Origin of the sequence: Companilactobacillus zhongbaensis, assembly GCF_003946515.1 — a bacterium.
GTDB classification, from domain to species: Bacteria; Bacillota; Bacilli; order Lactobacillales; family Lactobacillaceae; genus Companilactobacillus; species Companilactobacillus zhongbaensis.
The window spans coordinates 46,964-62,558 of sequence record NZ_RHOM01000004.1 but is presented as its reverse complement, the minus strand read 5'-3'; the positions used below and the strand labels follow the sequence as shown (position 1 = coordinate 62,558).

Sequence of the window (15,595 nt, the reverse complement as noted above, 5' to 3'; positions counted from 1 at the left end):
TATGGGAATTTCTATCGTTGTGACATCCGGTAAGGGTGGAGTTGGTAAAACTACCACTACTGCTAATGTCAGTACAGAGCTAGCTTCGATGGGTAAAAAAGTTTGCATGGTCGATTTAGATATCGGTCTGCGAAACCTCGATGCAGTTTTAGGATTAACTAAAAGAATCGTTTATGATATTGTCGATGTTGCTCAACAAAGAGTGGTATTGTCACAAGCTTTAGTTCGTGACCCACGCTTTGGTGACAATTTGTATTTACTAGCAGCATCACAATTTTCTGATAAATACGTTCTTGATAGTAATTCAGTCAATACAATTATTGAATATTTAAAGCAACGGTTTGATTTTGTCATGATCGATTGTCCTGCTGGGATCGAATATGGTTTCAAGAATGCGGTCAATTCTGCTGAAGCAGCTCTGGTAGTTACCAACCCAGAAATTGCTTCTGTCAGTGACTCAGATCGAGTAGTTGGTATTTTGGAAAGTTTGGAAATGCCGATCACACCACATTTGGTCATCAACCGGATCAGAAAGAATATGATCAACGAAGGTACTTCGATGAAGATCGAGGATATCGTCAATCACTTAGGTATTCCCTTGATCGGTATTATCGTTGATGAAGATGAAGTGATTTCAGCGTCTAATTCTGGGCAGACGATCGTATCTGATCCTAATAGCGAAGCTGGACGTGGTTATCAAAATATCGCTCGAAGAATGTTGGGAGAAAATGTTCCGCTCACATTATTCGAACAACCAAAGAAACGTGGCTTCATGAGTCGCATGTTTGGTAAAAATAATTAAATAGTCAACACTAGGGGAGCCATTTGGCTGAGAGTGAAATTATTCAGACCCTTAAAACCTGTTATGTTAATGCATGCGTAGGGACAGTGTCTTATTAGCGAAAAAACTCTCTTGTGGTGACAATTCAGGGGAGTTTTTTTTATGGTTAAAAATCAAAAATTGATCATCTTAACAGAAGGAGCTTTAGTTACCGCAGCTGCACAAGTCTTAAGCTTCATTCCACATTCATTCGGAGTTTCATCGATCGAGTTAGTTTATGGTTTGATCCCAATGGCAATTTTTGCTCTGAGGCGAGGCTTCAAAGCAGGTCTTTTGGCCGGCTTAGTCTGGGGACTTTTGGATTTATTGTTACGAGGACTATCTAGTGGTAGTGTCTTAAATCCATTGCAAGGTTTTCTGGAATATCCAGTGGCCTTTGCGGCAATCGGCTTGATCGGTATCGGAAGTGCTAAGGCCAAACAAGTGATCCGCGACGGCAAAAATTCGGTCTGGTGGATCTTGCTGTTTAGTGGATTTGGTATTTTTGTGAAGTATTTTTTCCATTTTCTTGCCGGTGGGGTATTTTGGGCCGCATTTGCACCGAAGGGGATGAATCCCTGGATTTATTCTGGGGTTATTAATGGTGGGAGCTTTATTGCTAATGTTTTTATGGTTTTGATTTTGTGTTTTGTTTTAAATTCAATATTTAAGAAGCTGATTGTTGTTTAGGGGGTTGATTGCCGGTTCTGCGGGGGGATTCCGAAAATTTCGCCGTGGAACGGTGTGGGCATCGATTGAAGCTATCCGAGGAAGTGCACCTCGGACATCTCCAATACGAGCCTTCTTCTAAGCTCCTTCGTCGCTAAGAAGAATTTCACACCTGACGGCGAATTTTCTCCATCCCCCCGCAGAACCTAAGGTGGAATAAAACTCCCTTTCTTGTGGGGATACGGTACTTAGTTTTTTTGTGCTAACTTGTTTGGTTTTTATTGAAATTTCTACTTTTTCTTTCTTCTTGCGATTTTGACGATGGTATTTATCTTGTTTATCTATTTGGTGGATATCATCGAATTATTTTTGTTACTCCATTTTTCTTTTCTGGCTCTTTCACTTGCTCCCCCTGGTCGCTGGTGAAACTCGCAATGATCAACGATAACAGGGGGGGAAAAAAGAAGGTGTTCTGGATTTTTCCAGGACACCTTCTTTTTGTTGTTTGGTATTTGTGTTTTGTTGCGTGTTTTTTATAGAAAGCTTGGTAGTATTCCTAGGACTACTCCGAGGATGGTTACGATGATCATTAGCCATACGAATCCTTGGATTATTTTTGCTAGGGTACTTTTTGGTTTCTTTTCGTTCAAATGTGACACCACCTACGTATTGATAATGAAATGTTACTTCAGATGGGACTTTTATGCAACTTCTCCCCACTTGTGTGAATTTATCCCCCACCAGTCTCCACTTGCTGTTTTCCTTGATTTAATGGTGTTTTTGGCAATTAATTTAAACTATTTGTTATTATTTTAACTTAATGTGGTTAATTGTGGTTAATTGTGGTAAATTAGAAAGTGTTAAAGATTTGAGGTGAGCTTTAGATGTTCATGGGTGAATTTCATCATACGATTGATAGCAAGGGCAGGCTGATTATCCCTTCTAAATTTCGTCAAGAAATTGGCGAATCCTTTGTTGTTACGCGTGGGATGGATGGTTGCCTATTTTGCTATCCTATGGATCAGTGGAACAAACTTGAAGCTCAACTTGATAAATTACCATTAACTAAGAAAGATGCTCGTGCTTTTACTAGATTCTTTTATTCTGCGGCTACTGAGGTGGAATTTGATAAGCAAGGTCGGATCAATTTATCTGCTCCTTTGATCAAGTTTTCTAAGTTGCAAAAGAATTGTGTGGTTGTTGGTGTTTCTGATCGAATCGAGATCTGGGATGCTGATAACTGGGCTAAGTTTAGTGAAGAGGCCGAGGAAAACTTTGAGGAAATTTCGGAGAAGATGACAGACTTTGACTTCTAATGAATTTACACACAAGACAGTTCTTTTAAAAGAAACTATCGATATGTTAAATCCTAGTGACGATGGCGTTTATGTGGATGCAACTTTTGGTCGCGGTGGACATACTAAGGAATTGCTTAGTCGAGTTCACAATAGTATGATTTATGCTTTTGATCGCGACGAGAGTGCTATCGAAGTTGGCGATGAAATTAAAAAAGACCAGTCAATTATTGGAGATAATCAACTGGTCTTAATTCGTGACAATTTTGAGAATATGCAAGAACGTTTGAATGATTTAGGAATTTCTGAAGTTAATGGTGTGGTCTACGACCTAGGAGTTTCATCACCACAATTTGATGATGCAGTTCGTGGGTTTAGTTATAAGAAAGAAGCTCGCTTAGATATGCGGATGGATCAGCGTCAAGAGCTTGATGCTGAGAAGATCGTTAACGATTGGCCATACAATGATCTAGTGAGGATCTTTTTCAAATATAGTGATGAAAAATTTTCAAAGCAAATTGCTCGTTCGATCGAACGGACTAGAGAAGACCACCGGATCACATCAACGTTGGAGTTAGCTGATATCATCAAAAATGCTATCCCAGCCGCTCGACGGAGAACTGGTGGTCATCCGGCTAAACGGATTTTTCAAGCCATTAGGATCGCTGTTAACGATGAATTAGGGTCATTAGAACGTTCTCTTGATCAAGCGATAAATTTAATCAAACCTAGTGGTAGAATTAGTGTTATAACTTTTCAATCTTTAGAGGATCGAATCGTCAAGCACACATTTAAAGAAATGTCGGAAGTCGATGTACCTAGAGGACTTCCCGTGATCCCTAAAGATATTCAACCGACTCTCAAGTTAATTACTAGAAAGCCAATATTACCTAATCAAACTGAGTTAAACGAAAATAATCGAGCACACAGTGCTAAGTTACGCGTTGTCGAAAAGATTTAATATGGAGTGTAGGATATGTTAGAAAGTACAGCCAGAAACTTACAAAGTTATGAAACAGCGGAATCAAATCCACAAACTCAAGTTCAAACACAGACTAATACTGCAACCCACAAAGTTGCTATTTCTAAAACAGAGTCATTTTTGTTAGTGGCTCTAGGTGTTTTGACAGTTGTTCTAATGACAGCACTCGTAACGACTAAAGTTTCTCAAACTGTCGCTCAAAACAATCTTACCGACGTTACAACAAAGATTAGCAAAACCAACACAAATAACGTAAACTTACAACAAGAGGTTTCTGAATTAACTAGTTACGATCGACTATCTAGTTTTGCTAAGAAACATGATCTCAAAATGAGCAATAAAAACGTAAGGAACGTTACAAAATGAAAAATTTTTTTAAAACAATCTTCCAAAATAAGGCGCGACGCAATCACTATCTAGTAGGTTTTTTCATAGTGATTGTGACGGCCTTTTCTTTTATCGTTTTTACCCAACGTTTCACGTCAATAGCTACCAGTAAGAGTTATCACGGGGTCGATTTAGCTGAACGGACGCGAAAGAAGTATCAAAGTGTTGACCAAGTTAACGCTCGTCGTGGCGATATTTTGGACAGCAACGGCGATATGATCGCGGGAAATTCTAGTATTTATAATATCGTAGCGGTCTTGTCGAAGAAGTCTAAGACTTCTGACGGAAAACCTGACTATGTTCAAAATAAAGAAAAAACTGCCAAGAAGTTATCAAAATATTTGCCACTTTCGAAGAAACAAATATTAAATTATTTAACTCCTAAGAATAAAAATCAATATCAAGTTGAACTTGGTCCAGAAGGCCGAAATTTGTCGATCGAGATCAAAAATAAAATCTCGAGTTTGCATTTACAAGGAATAAAATTCGACGAATTCCCTTCAAGAGCTTATCCCAACGGGGTTTTTGCCACTAATCAAGTTGGTATTACTAAGCAAGATAACAGTAATGATCCCAACACAAATATTAGTGGTTTGATGGGAATCGAAAAATACTTCAATAACATTTTATCTGGTAAAGACGGCAAGAAGATCACTAAAATCGATTCTCAAGGTAATGAATTGCCTGAATCACAAGTGGTTGAAAAACAAGCTGTTAATGGATCAAATGTTTATTTAACGCTCGACAGTAAGATCCAACAATACGTCGAGATCTTGAGTCAACGTGTTCAAGATAAATATCAACCAAAAAACTTGCAAGTTATCGTTATGGATTCAAAGACTGGCCAGATCAAAGCAGCTTCACAGCGTCCAACTTTTAATCCGTCAACTGGAAAAGGCATGTCAGAAAGTTGGCGTGATACTTTAGTTGAAGACCAATTTGAACCTGGATCAGTTATGAAGATCTTGACTCTTTCTGCTGCTATCGAAACGGGAAACTACGACCCTAACGAGTTGTATCAATCAGGTGCTGTTGAAGTAGGTGGTCGGACAATCCGTGACTGGAATGATGTTGGTTGGGGTTATATTCCCGAATCAGAAGCCTTCCCAAGATCTTCAAATACCGGAATGGTCCACTTGGAAGAAAAAATGGGTGCTGATACTTGGATGAAATACATGAAAAAATTCAAGATCGGTGAAAAAACAGGTATTGAGTTGCCAGATGAAATTGCTGGTGGAATCTCTTACAAACATTCCAGTGATCAAGCTATGACTTCATTTGGTCAAAGTGTGAATGTCAATGCGATCCAAATGCTCCAAGCATTTTCGGCTGTTGCCAACGATGGAGAGATGGTCAAACCACAAATCGTTGATAAGATCGTTGATCCAGCAACTGGTAAGACAACGAAGAAATACAAAAAGGACGTGGTTGGTCATCCAATTTCAGCAGATACTGCTAAACAAGTCCGCAAACAAATGCGTCGGGTTATTACCGAAGAATACGGAACAGGAATGGTTTATAAAGTTCCAGGAATCAAAGTCGGCGTTAAGACCGGTACTGCCCAAATTGCTGGTGCTGGTGGTTATTTGTCTGGCTCAAGCAATTACTTGTACTCAGTTGCTGGTATGGTGCCATACAACAAACCTCGTTACATCGTCTACATTACAATGAAACAACCACAGATCATGTCAGTCGCCGCTGAAAAAATGATCTCTGAGATCTTTAATCCGTTAGTTAAACGATTAATGACTCAAGATGATACTAGTGGTGAAAATGTGGAAGCAGGTAGTCAATACGTTGACATGCCTAACTTCTTAAATTCAACTGTTGCTTCAGCTGAAAAGAAGATCAAGAAATTAGATCTTCAATCAGGCATCGTCGGAACAGGGGATAAGATCGTTCAACAATCACCAGCTAGTGGTCAAAAAGTCATGCCTGGTCAACGGATCGTTATGTTGACTAATGGAGCAATGACTATGCCAGACTTAACTGGATGGTCGAAAAACGATGTACTCAAGTTCGCCGAGATCACCGGTCGGACAGTCGTAACTTCCGGAGATGGATATGTTACAGGACAATCCATTAAACCAGGAAAAATAATCAATGACAGTGGTAAAATTAAAGTAACACTGGAGAATAATAATTAAGTGGGGACTATCCATGGAACTTAGTAAAATATTTATCGATATAATTAGTAGTTTTGCAATCGTTGCGATCTTCATGCCATTTTTGATCGGCTACTTGATCGCACACAAAGAAGGTCAATCGATCCGTGAAGAAGGACCAAAATGGCACGAGAAAAAGTCAGGAACTCCTACAATGGGCGGACTCTTGATCTTGATCGCCATGGCTATTACTAACCTTTGGGTCGGAGCTTGGCTCAACCAAATGACACATGCTTTGATGATCACTACCTTAGTGATCGTCTTGTTTGGTTGCATCGGTTTTATCGATGACTTCATCAAAGTCTTCAAGAAGAGAAATCTTGGCTTGAAAGCTCTTCAAAAATTGATCTTGCAAATCATTGTTGCTGCTATCTTTTTAGTGGTGTACTTCAATGACAAACTACCAACGAAATTTGCAATTCCAGGTTGGTTCTCAATCGATTCAGCAGTCATCTTTGTCTTGTTCACGATTTTCTGGTTAGTCGGGTTCTCAAACGCAACCAACTTAACTGATGGTCTAGACGGCTTATTAGGCGGTCTAGGGGCCATTTCATACTTAACGTATGCAATTATAGCCTTGAACCAAGACCGGGCTGACATCGCAATTGTGTGCTTCTCAGTGGTAGGTGGATTACTAGCCTTTTTGATCTTCAACCACAAACCAGCCAAGATATTTATGGGAGATGTTGGTTCATTGGCCCTCGGTGCTGGACTAGCTGCCATCTCGATCTTATTAGGACGTTACTGGTCATTACTTTTGATCGGTTTAGTTTATGTGATCGAAACAGCCAGTGTCATGCTCCAAGTGTTCTCGTTCAAAGTATTCCATCGTCGTATTTTTAAGATGACGCCGATCCATCATCACTTTGAAATGCTGGGCTGGAGTGAATGGAAGATCGATATCATTTTCTGGCTCTTTGGTGCCGCATTCTCAGCAATTTATTTAATAATTTTTATATAGAAGGTAAGTTATGGTCATGAATAGTAGTTACGCAAATAAGAAAATTTTAGTATTAGGATTAGCCAAAAGTGGTTATGCAGTAGCCAAGCTTTTAAAAAAAATCAATTGTGAGGTTAAAGTAGTCGATTCAAATCCACTAGAAGGTAACACTGAAGCCCAAGCATTGTTAGACGAGGGCTTTGAAGTTATCACAGGTAGTAATGATGCTAGTTTGATCGACGAATCATATGACTTCCTAGTTAAAAATCCAGGGATCCCATATTCAAATGATTTGATTCAGCGTGCTGAACAATTGAACATTCCGGTCATCACTGAACCTGAGATCGCATATAGTTGTTCAGACGCTACGATGGTTGCTGTTACCGGAACTAACGGTAAGACAACCGTAACTACTTTGATCCAATTAATGCTTGACCATGCTCCTCAATTCAAGAAATCTTATTATGCAGGAAACATCGGTATTCCTATTTCCGATGTCATCCAAAAAGCTACTAAAGACGATGTTGTCGTAACTGAACTTTCGAGTTTTCAACTTGAAGGAACTATCAATTTACATCCACATGTCGCTGTGTTGAACAACATTTATTCAGCTCATTTGGATTTTCACAAGACTCGTCAAAATTACATCAATGCAAAAATGCACATTACTAAAAACCAAACAGCAGATGATTATTTCATCGTTAACTGGAATCAAAAAGAGTGGCGTGATCTAGCAAAGAAGTCACAAGCTTCGATCATTCCTTTTTCAGACCAACAAGAATTAGGTTTTGGTGCTTATGAATTTGAAGGCAACATTTATTACAACCGTCATTTGATCATGAATATCGATGACATCAAGGTTCCTGGTGAACACAACGTTCAAAACGCCTTAGCTGCAATTAACGTTGCTAAGATTTTTGGCGTTTCAGACGGCGACATTATCGAAGTATTAAGCAAGTTTTCAGGAGTTAAACACCGGATCCAATATGTTGATCAATTCAATGATCGTAAATTTTACAATGACTCTAAAGCTACAAACATTGAAGCTACCATCGTAGCATTGCAAGCATTCAAGGCACCAATCACGTTGATTGCCGGTGGTTTGGATCGTGGAAATGGCTTCAACGAATTAGTTCCTTATTTGAAAGGAAAAGTCCACAACATCATCGTTTATGGACAAACGGCTACTAAGATGATCGACGCCGCTGAAAAAGCTGAGATCAGCAATATTATCGAAGTTCAAAACTTGTCACAAGCAGTACCGGAAGCTTATCAACAAAGTTCCAAGGGTGACGTCATTTTACTTTCACCAGCTGCTGCAAGCTGGGATCAATTTGACACCTTTGAACAACGTGGAGATCTGTTCATCGACGAAGTTGAAAAATTAAAGGGGTAAAAATATGACTAAACTGAGAATTATCGTCTCTGGTGGTGGAACTGGGGGCCATATTTATCCAGCGATGGCATTGATCAAACGTCTCCAAGAACGAGATATGATCGAAGCTGTGCTCTACGTTGGTACTGAAAAAGGTCTTGAAAGTAAGATCGTTACCCGTGAAGGGATCGACTTCAAAACTATCAAGATCAGTGGCTTCAAGCGTAAGTTGACCTTGGAAAATGTCAAAGTTATGCAAATGTTTTTTGCTTCGATCAGCCGTTCCAAGAAAATCATCAAGGAATTTAAACCAGATATCGTAGTGGGTACTGGTGGTTATGTTTCTAGTGCGGTAGTTTATGCTGCTCACCAGTTACACATTCCAACGGTTATTCATGAACAAAATACAATTGCTGGAATTACCAATAAGTTTTTAGGTCATTTCGTCAACAAAATTGCGATTGCCTTCACTCAAGCCGAAAATCAATTTTCTGAGAAGAAGAAAATTGTCTTTACTGGTAACCCTAGAGCTCAAGAAGCTGCAGGGATAAAGGAGAATGATCGGCTAAAAGATGTCGATTTAGATCCAAGTAAACCTACGGTCTTGATTTTTGGAGGTTCACGTGGAGCCGAGCCGATCAATAAAGCAGTCATTGGTGCCTTAGATGAATTTGCTAAAGCAGACTTTCAAATGTTATTTGTCACCGGTCGAGTGCATTATGATGGCGTGATCAAACGGATCAATCAAAAATATCTTGAATTGCCAAATATCTCGGTGCAACCATACATTGATAACATGCCGGAGATCTTACCAGACTTGACCATGATCGTTGGTCGAAGTGGGGCAACTAGTATCGCTGAGATAACTGCCTTAGGTATTCCGGCCATCTTCATTCCTAGTCCTTATGTGACGCATGATCATCAAACAGTAAACGCTAATTCCGTGGCAGCGAATGGGGCCGCAAAAGTCTTAGTAGAAAAAGATTTAACGGCAGATAAGTTGTTCAATACCGTTTCCGACATCATGACCGATCCAGAAGAATTAGCAAAAATGTCAAAAGCATCCAAAGAAAATGGAGTTCCCGATGCTTCTGACAAACTGATCCAAGTATTGTTAGATTTAGTCAAGAAATAGTAGTAGGGGTCAACAATATGTCAAAAAAGGCCAAAAGTTATCAAAAAAGTTTTATTATTTTATTTATCGCCATCGTTATTATAATTTTGGCATACTTAGGATCTTCATTCAGTAAAGTGCGAAATATCACTGTTAAAGGAGTCAATGACCTAGGTGCTCAGCAAGTGATCGATGCTACTAAGATCAACGATAACTCGCTGTTGGTCGGTGTTTTTTTGAAGCATAGATCGATCTCTGAACAGACGCATAAGAAACTCCCATCAGTAAGATCAGTTTCCTTTAAAACGAGTAATTTACGTGATTTAACGATTGTGGTAGATGAGTATCCGACGCTCGGGCTTATTTACAAAAATGGATATTACTATAGAATAATTGATAATGGGAAAATTTTATCGAATAAATTGAAATCCTACACTGGGAATTATCCCATCTACACAGATTTTGATAAAAAATCTGATTTAGTAAAAATAACTAAAATTTATAAAAAAATGCCAGAAAGCGTAAAAAATAATATTTCTGAGATCCATAACGCTTCTAATAAAGTTAATCCATATCGGATCAAAATCGATATGAATGACGGTAATAAAGTGATTGCGGATATTAGAACAGTTGACAAAAAGATGAAATATTATCCTAGCATCGCTTCACAAATGAAAAAGAAGGGCGTCATCGATATGGAGATCGGTGCCTATTCTTATCCGTTTGATAAGAAGAAATAGGTTCAATATAATCTTTTTTGTGTTAAAATTTTTTAATGAATGGTTTTTTAATTAGTTAAGGAGGCAACCACTGTCTATGGACAATTCAGAGTTCTTTGTAGGCCTTGATATTGGTACAAACTCTATTAAAGTGGTAGTTGCTGAAGCATCAGACGATAAATTAAGCGTCGTTGGTGTCGGAAGTGAGCGATCTGAAGGGGTAAGTCGTGGCGTTATCGTAGATATTGATAAAGCTGCCGGTGCCATAAAACGAGCCGTAAAAAAAGCAGAAACTCAGGCAAATATTACGATCAAGGAAGTAGTTGTTGGCATTTCAGCTAACATGCTTCAAATCGAGAAGTGCCAGGGGATGATTGCTGTTGGCACGCAATCTAAAGAAATTACAGAAAATGATGTTCGACAGGTCATGGCTGCAGCTATGATCCAAAATTTGCCTAGTGAACGTGAAGTAGTTTCCCTACTTCCAAAGCAATTTTCTGTTGACGGATTTAATAATATCCGTGATCCAAGGGGAATGATCGGAGTTCGTTTAGAGATGAAGGGGATCATCTACACTGCTCCTAAGACGATTGTTCACAATACGAAGAAAGCGATCCAGAAAGCAGGATTGCACATTGTTCATAAAGTTATCACTCCTATGGCACTGAGCCAAGTTGCCCTTAACGAAGGAGAAAGTGATTTTGGCGCTATCATTATTGATATGGGTGCCGGACAAACTACTGCATCAGTAGTTCATGATCACAATCTCAAGTTATCGACAGTCGATTTCGAAGGTGGCGACTACGTCACTCACGATATTTCAGTCGTTTTAAATACCACAGTTGAAAATGCTGCACAATTAAAACTGTATTATGGTACAGCAGATTCGGAAAATGCTGATACTGATGATACAATCAGTGTTGATGTAGTAGGTCAATCTGAACCGGAAACTATTTCAGAAGAGTATTTGTCAGAGATCATTGAAGCTCGACTTCAACAGATTTTTACAAGACTCAAAGGACCACTTGAAGATGCAGGAGCATTGACTTTACCAGGAGGAATTGTTTTAACTGGTGGAGTCGCTGCTACATCAGGGATCGGGGAGCTTGCTAAAGATGTTTTTGGCGTTAAAGTCAGAAGCTATGTCCCTGCACAAATGGGGATGAGATATCCTTCATACGCGCTAGGTTTAGGTTTAGTAACATACGCATCCAATTTGAACGATATCGGAATTATTGCCGACAATGTAGTCAACGGTGCTGCAATTAACCAAAATGATTCAGCTCCAAGACCAAGCGTTCAACCGGTTCCAGAGGATACACAAAAGTCAACTCAAAAACCAGCTGAGCAACCGAAGAAGTCTTCGCCTAAGAAGAAACAAAAAGGTTCACGGATGGAAGGCATGAAGAACTTTTGGAGTAAGTTTTTTGATTAATTATAAAAGTTAACTATATTCAAGACAGGTAATAGGAGGAACTCCTTAATGGAATATTCATTAGATTCAAACGAAAACATGGGGGCAGTAATTAAAGTGATCGGTGTTGGTGGAGCCGGTGGAAACGCCGTTAACCGCATGGTCGACACTGGTATTAAGGGTGTACAATTCATCGCAGCTAACACAGATGTCCAAGCACTTGAAAGTTCTCAAGCTGAAACAAAGATCCAATTAGGACCTAAATTGACTAGAGGTCTAGGTGCAGGTTCAAACCCTGAGATCGGTCAAAAGGCCGCTCAAGAGAGTGAAGAAGCTATTAAAGAAGCCTTAGAAGGCGCAGACATGATTTTTATCACTGCCGGAATGGGTGGTGGAACAGGTACAGGTGCTGCTCCTATCGTGGCAAACATCGCCAAAGAAAGTGGCGCATTGACTGTTGGTGTAGTGACACGTCCATTCGCCTTTGAAGGTTCTAAACGTTCAAGATTTGCTGCTGACGGAATTAGTGAATTGAAAAAAGACGTTGATACACTAGTTTTGATCTCAAACAGCAAGTTACTTGAGATTGTTGACAAGAAGACACCTATGAACGAAGCTTTCAGCATTGCTGATGATGTCTTGAGACAAGGTGTACAAAGTATCTCTGACCTGATCACATCACCAGGATTCGTTAACTTGGACTTTGCTGATGTTAAGACTGTTATGTCTGATCAAGGTTCAGCTCTTATGGGTATTGGTACAGCCAACGGTGAAAACAGAATTACTGATGCTACTAACAAAGCTATTTCATCACCACTTCTTGAAGTATCGATCGATGGTGCTAAACAAGTCCTACTTAACATCACAGGTGGACCTGACTTGTCATTATTTGAAGCACAAGATGCAGCTCAAATCGTTACTGACCAAGCTACTAAAGACGTCAACATTATCTTTGGTACATCAATCGATGAAACACTTGGTGATCAAGTTAAAGTTACTGTTATCGCAACAGGTGTTGAAACTGAAGGTGGCAAGAAAGAACCTCGTAACCGTCGTTTGAATCTAAACAATCCTAATGCTGTCTTTGATGGTCAAGATCGTAAAGAAAACGACCAACCAGCTCAACCACAGCAACAACAACCAAGCAATAGTGACCCATTCTCTAACTGGGACATTAACCAAGCAGGTGGCGACAAATCAGTCAACAACGTTGCTGGTGAAAAGAGTGACTTCGACATTTTCCAAAAGCCAGAAACAATTGACTTAAGCGATGACGATGATGACTCAACGCCTCCAATTTTCAAGCGCAGAAATAAATAATTAGGGAGTTTTAATTATGGCATTTTCTCAAAAAATAGGAACATTTTTCGGTCTCGGTGAGGACGAAAACTATGATGCCTCACAAAAAACGAACCAACCAACCGAAGAAGAATCAGTAGATTATTCTGATAACCAAAAAGTCGTTTCCATCGAATCTGGTAGCACTAAGTCAGCAAGCAATAAGATTGCTATTTTTCAACCAAGAGTTTACGCTGACGCCAAAGATGTTGCGAAACAACTCTTGAACAACAAAGCTGTTATTGTGAACTTTAACAGCATTAAAGATGATCAAGCAAAGCGGATCGTAGATTTCCTAACAGGAACGGTCTATGCCTTAAACGGTGAGATCAAACGTGTTGGAGACAAGATCTTCCTTTGCACGCCACCTAAATTTCAAATAGATGGTAGTATACCTGACATAGGTGAATAAACGGAGGATATTAAATGACTCGAGTTATGGCCGGTTTGCCATTAATGATCGCATATTTATTCCGGACGTATGAAATTCTCATATTCGTTTATTGCGTTTTGACTTTCATACCTGCGCTATACAATTCGGTCGTTGGAAGATTTGTAAGAAGTTTAGTAGAGCCATTTCTAAATTTGATCTCGAGAATTATACCAACACGGATCGGTATGATCGATTTTTCACCGATCATTGCCTTAGTGTTGATACAGGTCCTAGCAAGGGTGATTTTTTATATAGTGTAAATGAGTGATAAAACAAAGGTAATTACTAGCGGATATTTCCGCCCAGAAGAAAAGCCCTTTATCGATAAAATCGGTGATTTATTACTTCGGACACAAACAATGTATATACCCCAACTGACAGATTTTTTGAATTTGCGCGAACGCGCGATCCTAGACAATTTAGTGAACAAGTATGATGATTTATTTGTTCACTATTTTGGTGGATACGAAGGGGCAGAAAGAGTCAGGGGCATTATTGCTCCTGATTATTTTGTACCTAAACAGTCTGACTTCAAGATTTTACTTTATGAAATCCGTTACCCAGAAAAGTTTGCTAACTTACATCATGGGCAGATCTTAGGATCATTGACTGGATCTGGAGTTGAACGGGATCATTTTGGGGATATTATTACTGACGGCAAAAGATGGCAATTTTTTGTCTTTGATAATATCGGTAAATATATTGAAGACCAAGTCGATAAAATAGGTTCATTTAAGATTCATTTGATTAAAAAAAACCTTCAGACAGATTTGTTGATGCCGATCGACGAATCAGAAGACGAGACGATCAACGTCCAGTCATTGCGATTAGATACGATAATTGCTGAAGTTTATGATGTTTCCCGAACGGTCGCTAAATCGTTAGTGGAGCATGGTCGTGTTCAGCTGAATTGGGTCGTTGATCGTAATGCCAGTTCTTTTGTAACGATGTTTGATACTGTCAGTGTCAGAGGTTACGGACGGATAAGAGTAAACAATATTATGGGGAAATCTCATAATAACAAGTACATTTTATTTGTAAATATAATTAGAAAGTGATCAGGGGTGTGGTTAGATGGTATTGTCGCCTATCGAAATACATAATAAAGAGTTTGATCGAAAGTTTCGTGGCTATGACCGGGAAGAAGTCGACAATTTCTTAGACCAAGTAGTCAATGACTATGATTTAGCGCTTCAACAAAATGCACAGCTCCAAAAAGAATTAAAGCAAACTCAGTCACAGTTGAAATATTTTACTGATATGAAGGATGCTTTGAATCAATCCATTTTGGTAGCTCAAGATGCAGCTGATAAAGTGAAGGCTAATGCTGAAAAAGAAGCTCAAGTGATTTCTGAAGAAGCCCAAAGTAAAGCTAGAGACTTATTAGATCAATCGACAACTAAGTCTAACCAGATCCTAGAAGATGCTTCTGACAAGGCTCGACAAGTTACGATCCAAACAGATGATCTTAAGAGTCGGACGAGTGCCTTTCGGGCAACTTTACAGCGGATGCTACAACAACAACTTGATTATGTTGAAAGTCCGGAATGGAATAAGATGCTCGAACAAACCCCGACTGATGATTTGAAATCACGGATCGGTGCCAGTGATGAAACAGCACCAGAAGTTGCTTTGGATCCACAAGATTCAGTTTCTGAAAATCAAAATTCTGCTGAGGGTGTTCCAAATTCTAATCAAGTGGATTATAATGAGAACATTCCTGATAACAGGACGTCAGATTCATACACGATTAATAACGACCAAAACGGTCCAACATTTAATTTTGATTCTGACAACGGCAATAATAATTAGAAAAGACAAGTGCGGGTCGAAGAATATTTTCAGCGAGCTAGTGTTGGTGTGAGACTAGTAAATTAAGTAGATCAACGTATATCAACTTTTCGACAATTAGATAAGTTTTATACCAATAATAGGTGGTACAGC

General features: G+C 39.2%; 17 protein-coding genes and 1 riboswitch. Of the genes, 16 read left to right on the top strand and 1 reads right to left on the bottom strand.

The genetic code is table 11. The annotated features are described in order from the left end of the window. Nucleotide 1 precedes the first annotated feature (1 nt). Together minD and thiT are read left to right on the top strand one after the other, a co-directional pair. Nucleotides 2–802, top strand: a complete 801-nt coding sequence (gene minD / locus EKM69_RS02975; RefSeq protein WP_125707975.1) for a septum site-determining protein MinD — start codon at nucleotides 2–4, stop codon at nucleotides 800–802. 2 nt (nucleotides 803–804) lie between these two features. Beyond that, nucleotides 805–904: riboswitch (TPP riboswitch) on the top strand. Between the two features lie 39 nt (nucleotides 905–943). Continuing rightward, nucleotides 944–1,510, top strand: a complete 567-nt coding sequence (gene thiT, locus EKM69_RS02970) for an energy-coupled thiamine transporter ThiT (RefSeq protein WP_125707973.1) — start codon at nucleotides 944–946, stop codon at nucleotides 1,508–1,510. Nucleotides 1,511–2,022: 512 nt separating this feature from the next. Here thiT and EKM69_RS02965 read toward each other — a convergent pair. After that, the gene (locus EKM69_RS02965) at nucleotides 2,023–2,139 is read right to left on the bottom strand and encodes a DUF4044 domain-containing protein (RefSeq protein ID WP_125707971.1); all 117 of its coding nucleotides are present in this window, start codon (nucleotides 2,137–2,139) and stop codon (nucleotides 2,023–2,025) included. Between the two features lie 234 nt (nucleotides 2,140–2,373). Between EKM69_RS02965 and mraZ the strand changes: the two genes are divergently transcribed. From mraZ to EKM69_RS02895, 14 genes are all read left to right on the top strand, one after another. Continuing rightward, nucleotides 2,374–2,805, top strand: coding sequence for a division/cell wall cluster transcriptional repressor MraZ (gene mraZ / locus EKM69_RS02960; protein WP_125707969.1), 432 nt, complete (start codon nucleotides 2,374–2,376; stop codon nucleotides 2,803–2,805). Continuing rightward, on the top strand, nucleotides 2,795–3,745 hold the full coding sequence (gene rsmH / locus EKM69_RS02955) for a 16S rRNA (cytosine(1402)-N(4))-methyltransferase RsmH (RefSeq protein WP_125707967.1): 951 nt from the start codon (nucleotides 2,795–2,797) through the stop codon (nucleotides 3,743–3,745). The genes mraZ and rsmH overlap by 11 nt, the downstream gene beginning before the upstream one ends. 15 nt (nucleotides 3,746–3,760) lie before the next feature. Next, complete coding sequence (ftsL, locus tag EKM69_RS02950) at nucleotides 3,761–4,132, top strand: cell division protein FtsL (protein WP_125707965.1); 372 nt, start codon at nucleotides 3,761–3,763, stop codon at nucleotides 4,130–4,132. After that, nucleotides 4,129–6,300 carry a penicillin-binding transpeptidase domain-containing protein gene (locus tag EKM69_RS02945; protein WP_125707963.1) on the top strand — a complete coding sequence of 724 codons (2,172 nt, stop codon included), beginning with the start codon at nucleotides 4,129–4,131 and terminating at the stop codon, nucleotides 6,298–6,300. The genes ftsL and EKM69_RS02945 overlap by 4 nt, the downstream gene beginning before the upstream one ends. A 13-nt stretch (nucleotides 6,301–6,313) precedes the next feature. After that, a complete protein-coding gene (gene mraY / locus EKM69_RS02940) occupies nucleotides 6,314–7,279 on the top strand; it encodes a phospho-N-acetylmuramoyl-pentapeptide-transferase (RefSeq protein ID WP_125707961.1) in 966 nt (321 codons plus the stop codon). A gap of 10 nt (nucleotides 7,280–7,289) precedes the next feature. Next, complete coding sequence (gene murD, locus EKM69_RS02935) at nucleotides 7,290–8,654, top strand: UDP-N-acetylmuramoyl-L-alanine--D-glutamate ligase (protein ID WP_125707959.1); 1,365 nt, start codon at nucleotides 7,290–7,292, stop codon at nucleotides 8,652–8,654. A gap of 13 nt (nucleotides 8,655–8,667) precedes the next feature. Next, nucleotides 8,668–9,768 carry an undecaprenyldiphospho-muramoylpentapeptide beta-N-acetylglucosaminyltransferase gene (gene murG, locus EKM69_RS02930; protein ID WP_164505832.1) on the top strand — a complete coding sequence of 367 codons (1,101 nt, stop codon included), beginning with the start codon at nucleotides 8,668–8,670 and terminating at the stop codon, nucleotides 9,766–9,768. Nucleotides 9,769–9,785: 17 nt separating this feature from the next. After that, nucleotides 9,786–10,487, top strand: coding sequence for a cell division protein FtsQ/DivIB (locus EKM69_RS02925; RefSeq protein WP_125707955.1), 702 nt, complete (start codon nucleotides 9,786–9,788; stop codon nucleotides 10,485–10,487). 76 nt (nucleotides 10,488–10,563) lie between these two features. Continuing rightward, a complete protein-coding gene (gene ftsA, locus EKM69_RS02920; RefSeq protein ID WP_125707953.1) occupies nucleotides 10,564–11,901 on the top strand; it encodes a cell division protein FtsA in 1,338 nt (445 codons plus the stop codon). A gap of 48 nt (nucleotides 11,902–11,949) precedes the next feature. After that, nucleotides 11,950–13,200, top strand: coding sequence for a cell division protein FtsZ (gene ftsZ, locus EKM69_RS02915; protein ID WP_125707952.1), 1,251 nt, complete (start codon nucleotides 11,950–11,952; stop codon nucleotides 13,198–13,200). A 16-nt stretch (nucleotides 13,201–13,216) separates the two neighbouring features. Continuing rightward, on the top strand, nucleotides 13,217–13,630 hold the full coding sequence (locus EKM69_RS02910; protein WP_125707950.1) for a cell division protein SepF: 414 nt from the start codon (nucleotides 13,217–13,219) through the stop codon (nucleotides 13,628–13,630). 14 nt (nucleotides 13,631–13,644) lie between these two features. Continuing rightward, nucleotides 13,645–13,911 carry a YggT family protein gene (locus tag EKM69_RS02905; RefSeq protein ID WP_125707948.1) on the top strand — a complete coding sequence of 89 codons (267 nt, stop codon included), beginning with the start codon at nucleotides 13,645–13,647 and terminating at the stop codon, nucleotides 13,909–13,911. Next, complete coding sequence (locus EKM69_RS02900) at nucleotides 13,912–14,709, top strand: YlmH family RNA-binding protein (RefSeq protein WP_125707947.1); 798 nt, start codon at nucleotides 13,912–13,914, stop codon at nucleotides 14,707–14,709. It abuts the gene before it with no gap. Nucleotides 14,710–14,725: 16 nt separating this feature from the next. Then, nucleotides 14,726–15,463: a DivIVA domain-containing protein gene (locus EKM69_RS02895; RefSeq protein WP_125707945.1), complete on the top strand. Its 738-nt coding sequence runs from the start codon at nucleotides 14,726–14,728 to the stop codon at nucleotides 15,461–15,463. Nucleotides 15,464–15,595: the final 132 nt, after the last annotated feature.

What these genes read in the sequence shown, in the direction of transcription:
- EKM69_RS02925 (WP_125707955.1), top strand. Translation starts at nt 9,786, where the DNA reads ATGTCAAAAAAGGCCAAAAGTTATCAAAAAAGTTTTATTATTTTATTT.
- ftsA (WP_125707953.1), top strand. Translation starts at nt 10,564, where the DNA reads ATGGACAATTCAGAGTTCTTTGTAGGCCTTGATATTGGTACAAACTCT.
- EKM69_RS02905 (WP_125707948.1), top strand. Translation starts at nt 13,645, where the DNA reads ATGACTCGAGTTATGGCCGGTTTGCCATTAATGATCGCATATTTATTC.
- EKM69_RS02900 (WP_125707947.1), top strand. Translation starts at nt 13,912, where the DNA reads ATGAGTGATAAAACAAAGGTAATTACTAGCGGATATTTCCGCCCAGAA.
- mraY (WP_125707961.1), top strand. Translation starts at nt 6,314, where the DNA reads ATGGAACTTAGTAAAATATTTATCGATATAATTAGTAGTTTTGCAATC.
- EKM69_RS02945 (WP_125707963.1), top strand. Translation starts at nt 4,129, where the DNA reads ATGAAAAATTTTTTTAAAACAATCTTCCAAAATAAGGCGCGACGCAAT.
- ftsL (WP_125707965.1), top strand. Translation starts at nt 3,761, where the DNA reads ATGTTAGAAAGTACAGCCAGAAACTTACAAAGTTATGAAACAGCGGAA.
- minD (WP_125707975.1), top strand. Translation starts at nt 2, where the DNA reads ATGGGAATTTCTATCGTTGTGACATCCGGTAAGGGTGGAGTTGGTAAA.
- ftsZ (WP_125707952.1), top strand. Translation starts at nt 11,950, where the DNA reads ATGGAATATTCATTAGATTCAAACGAAAACATGGGGGCAGTAATTAAA.
- mraZ (WP_125707969.1), top strand. Translation starts at nt 2,374, where the DNA reads ATGTTCATGGGTGAATTTCATCATACGATTGATAGCAAGGGCAGGCTG.
- EKM69_RS02910 (WP_125707950.1), top strand. Translation starts at nt 13,217, where the DNA reads ATGGCATTTTCTCAAAAAATAGGAACATTTTTCGGTCTCGGTGAGGAC.
- thiT (WP_125707973.1), top strand. Translation starts at nt 944, where the DNA reads ATGGTTAAAAATCAAAAATTGATCATCTTAACAGAAGGAGCTTTAGTT.
- EKM69_RS02895 (WP_125707945.1), top strand. Translation starts at nt 14,726, where the DNA reads ATGGTATTGTCGCCTATCGAAATACATAATAAAGAGTTTGATCGAAAG.
- murD (WP_125707959.1), top strand. Translation starts at nt 7,290, where the DNA reads ATGGTCATGAATAGTAGTTACGCAAATAAGAAAATTTTAGTATTAGGA.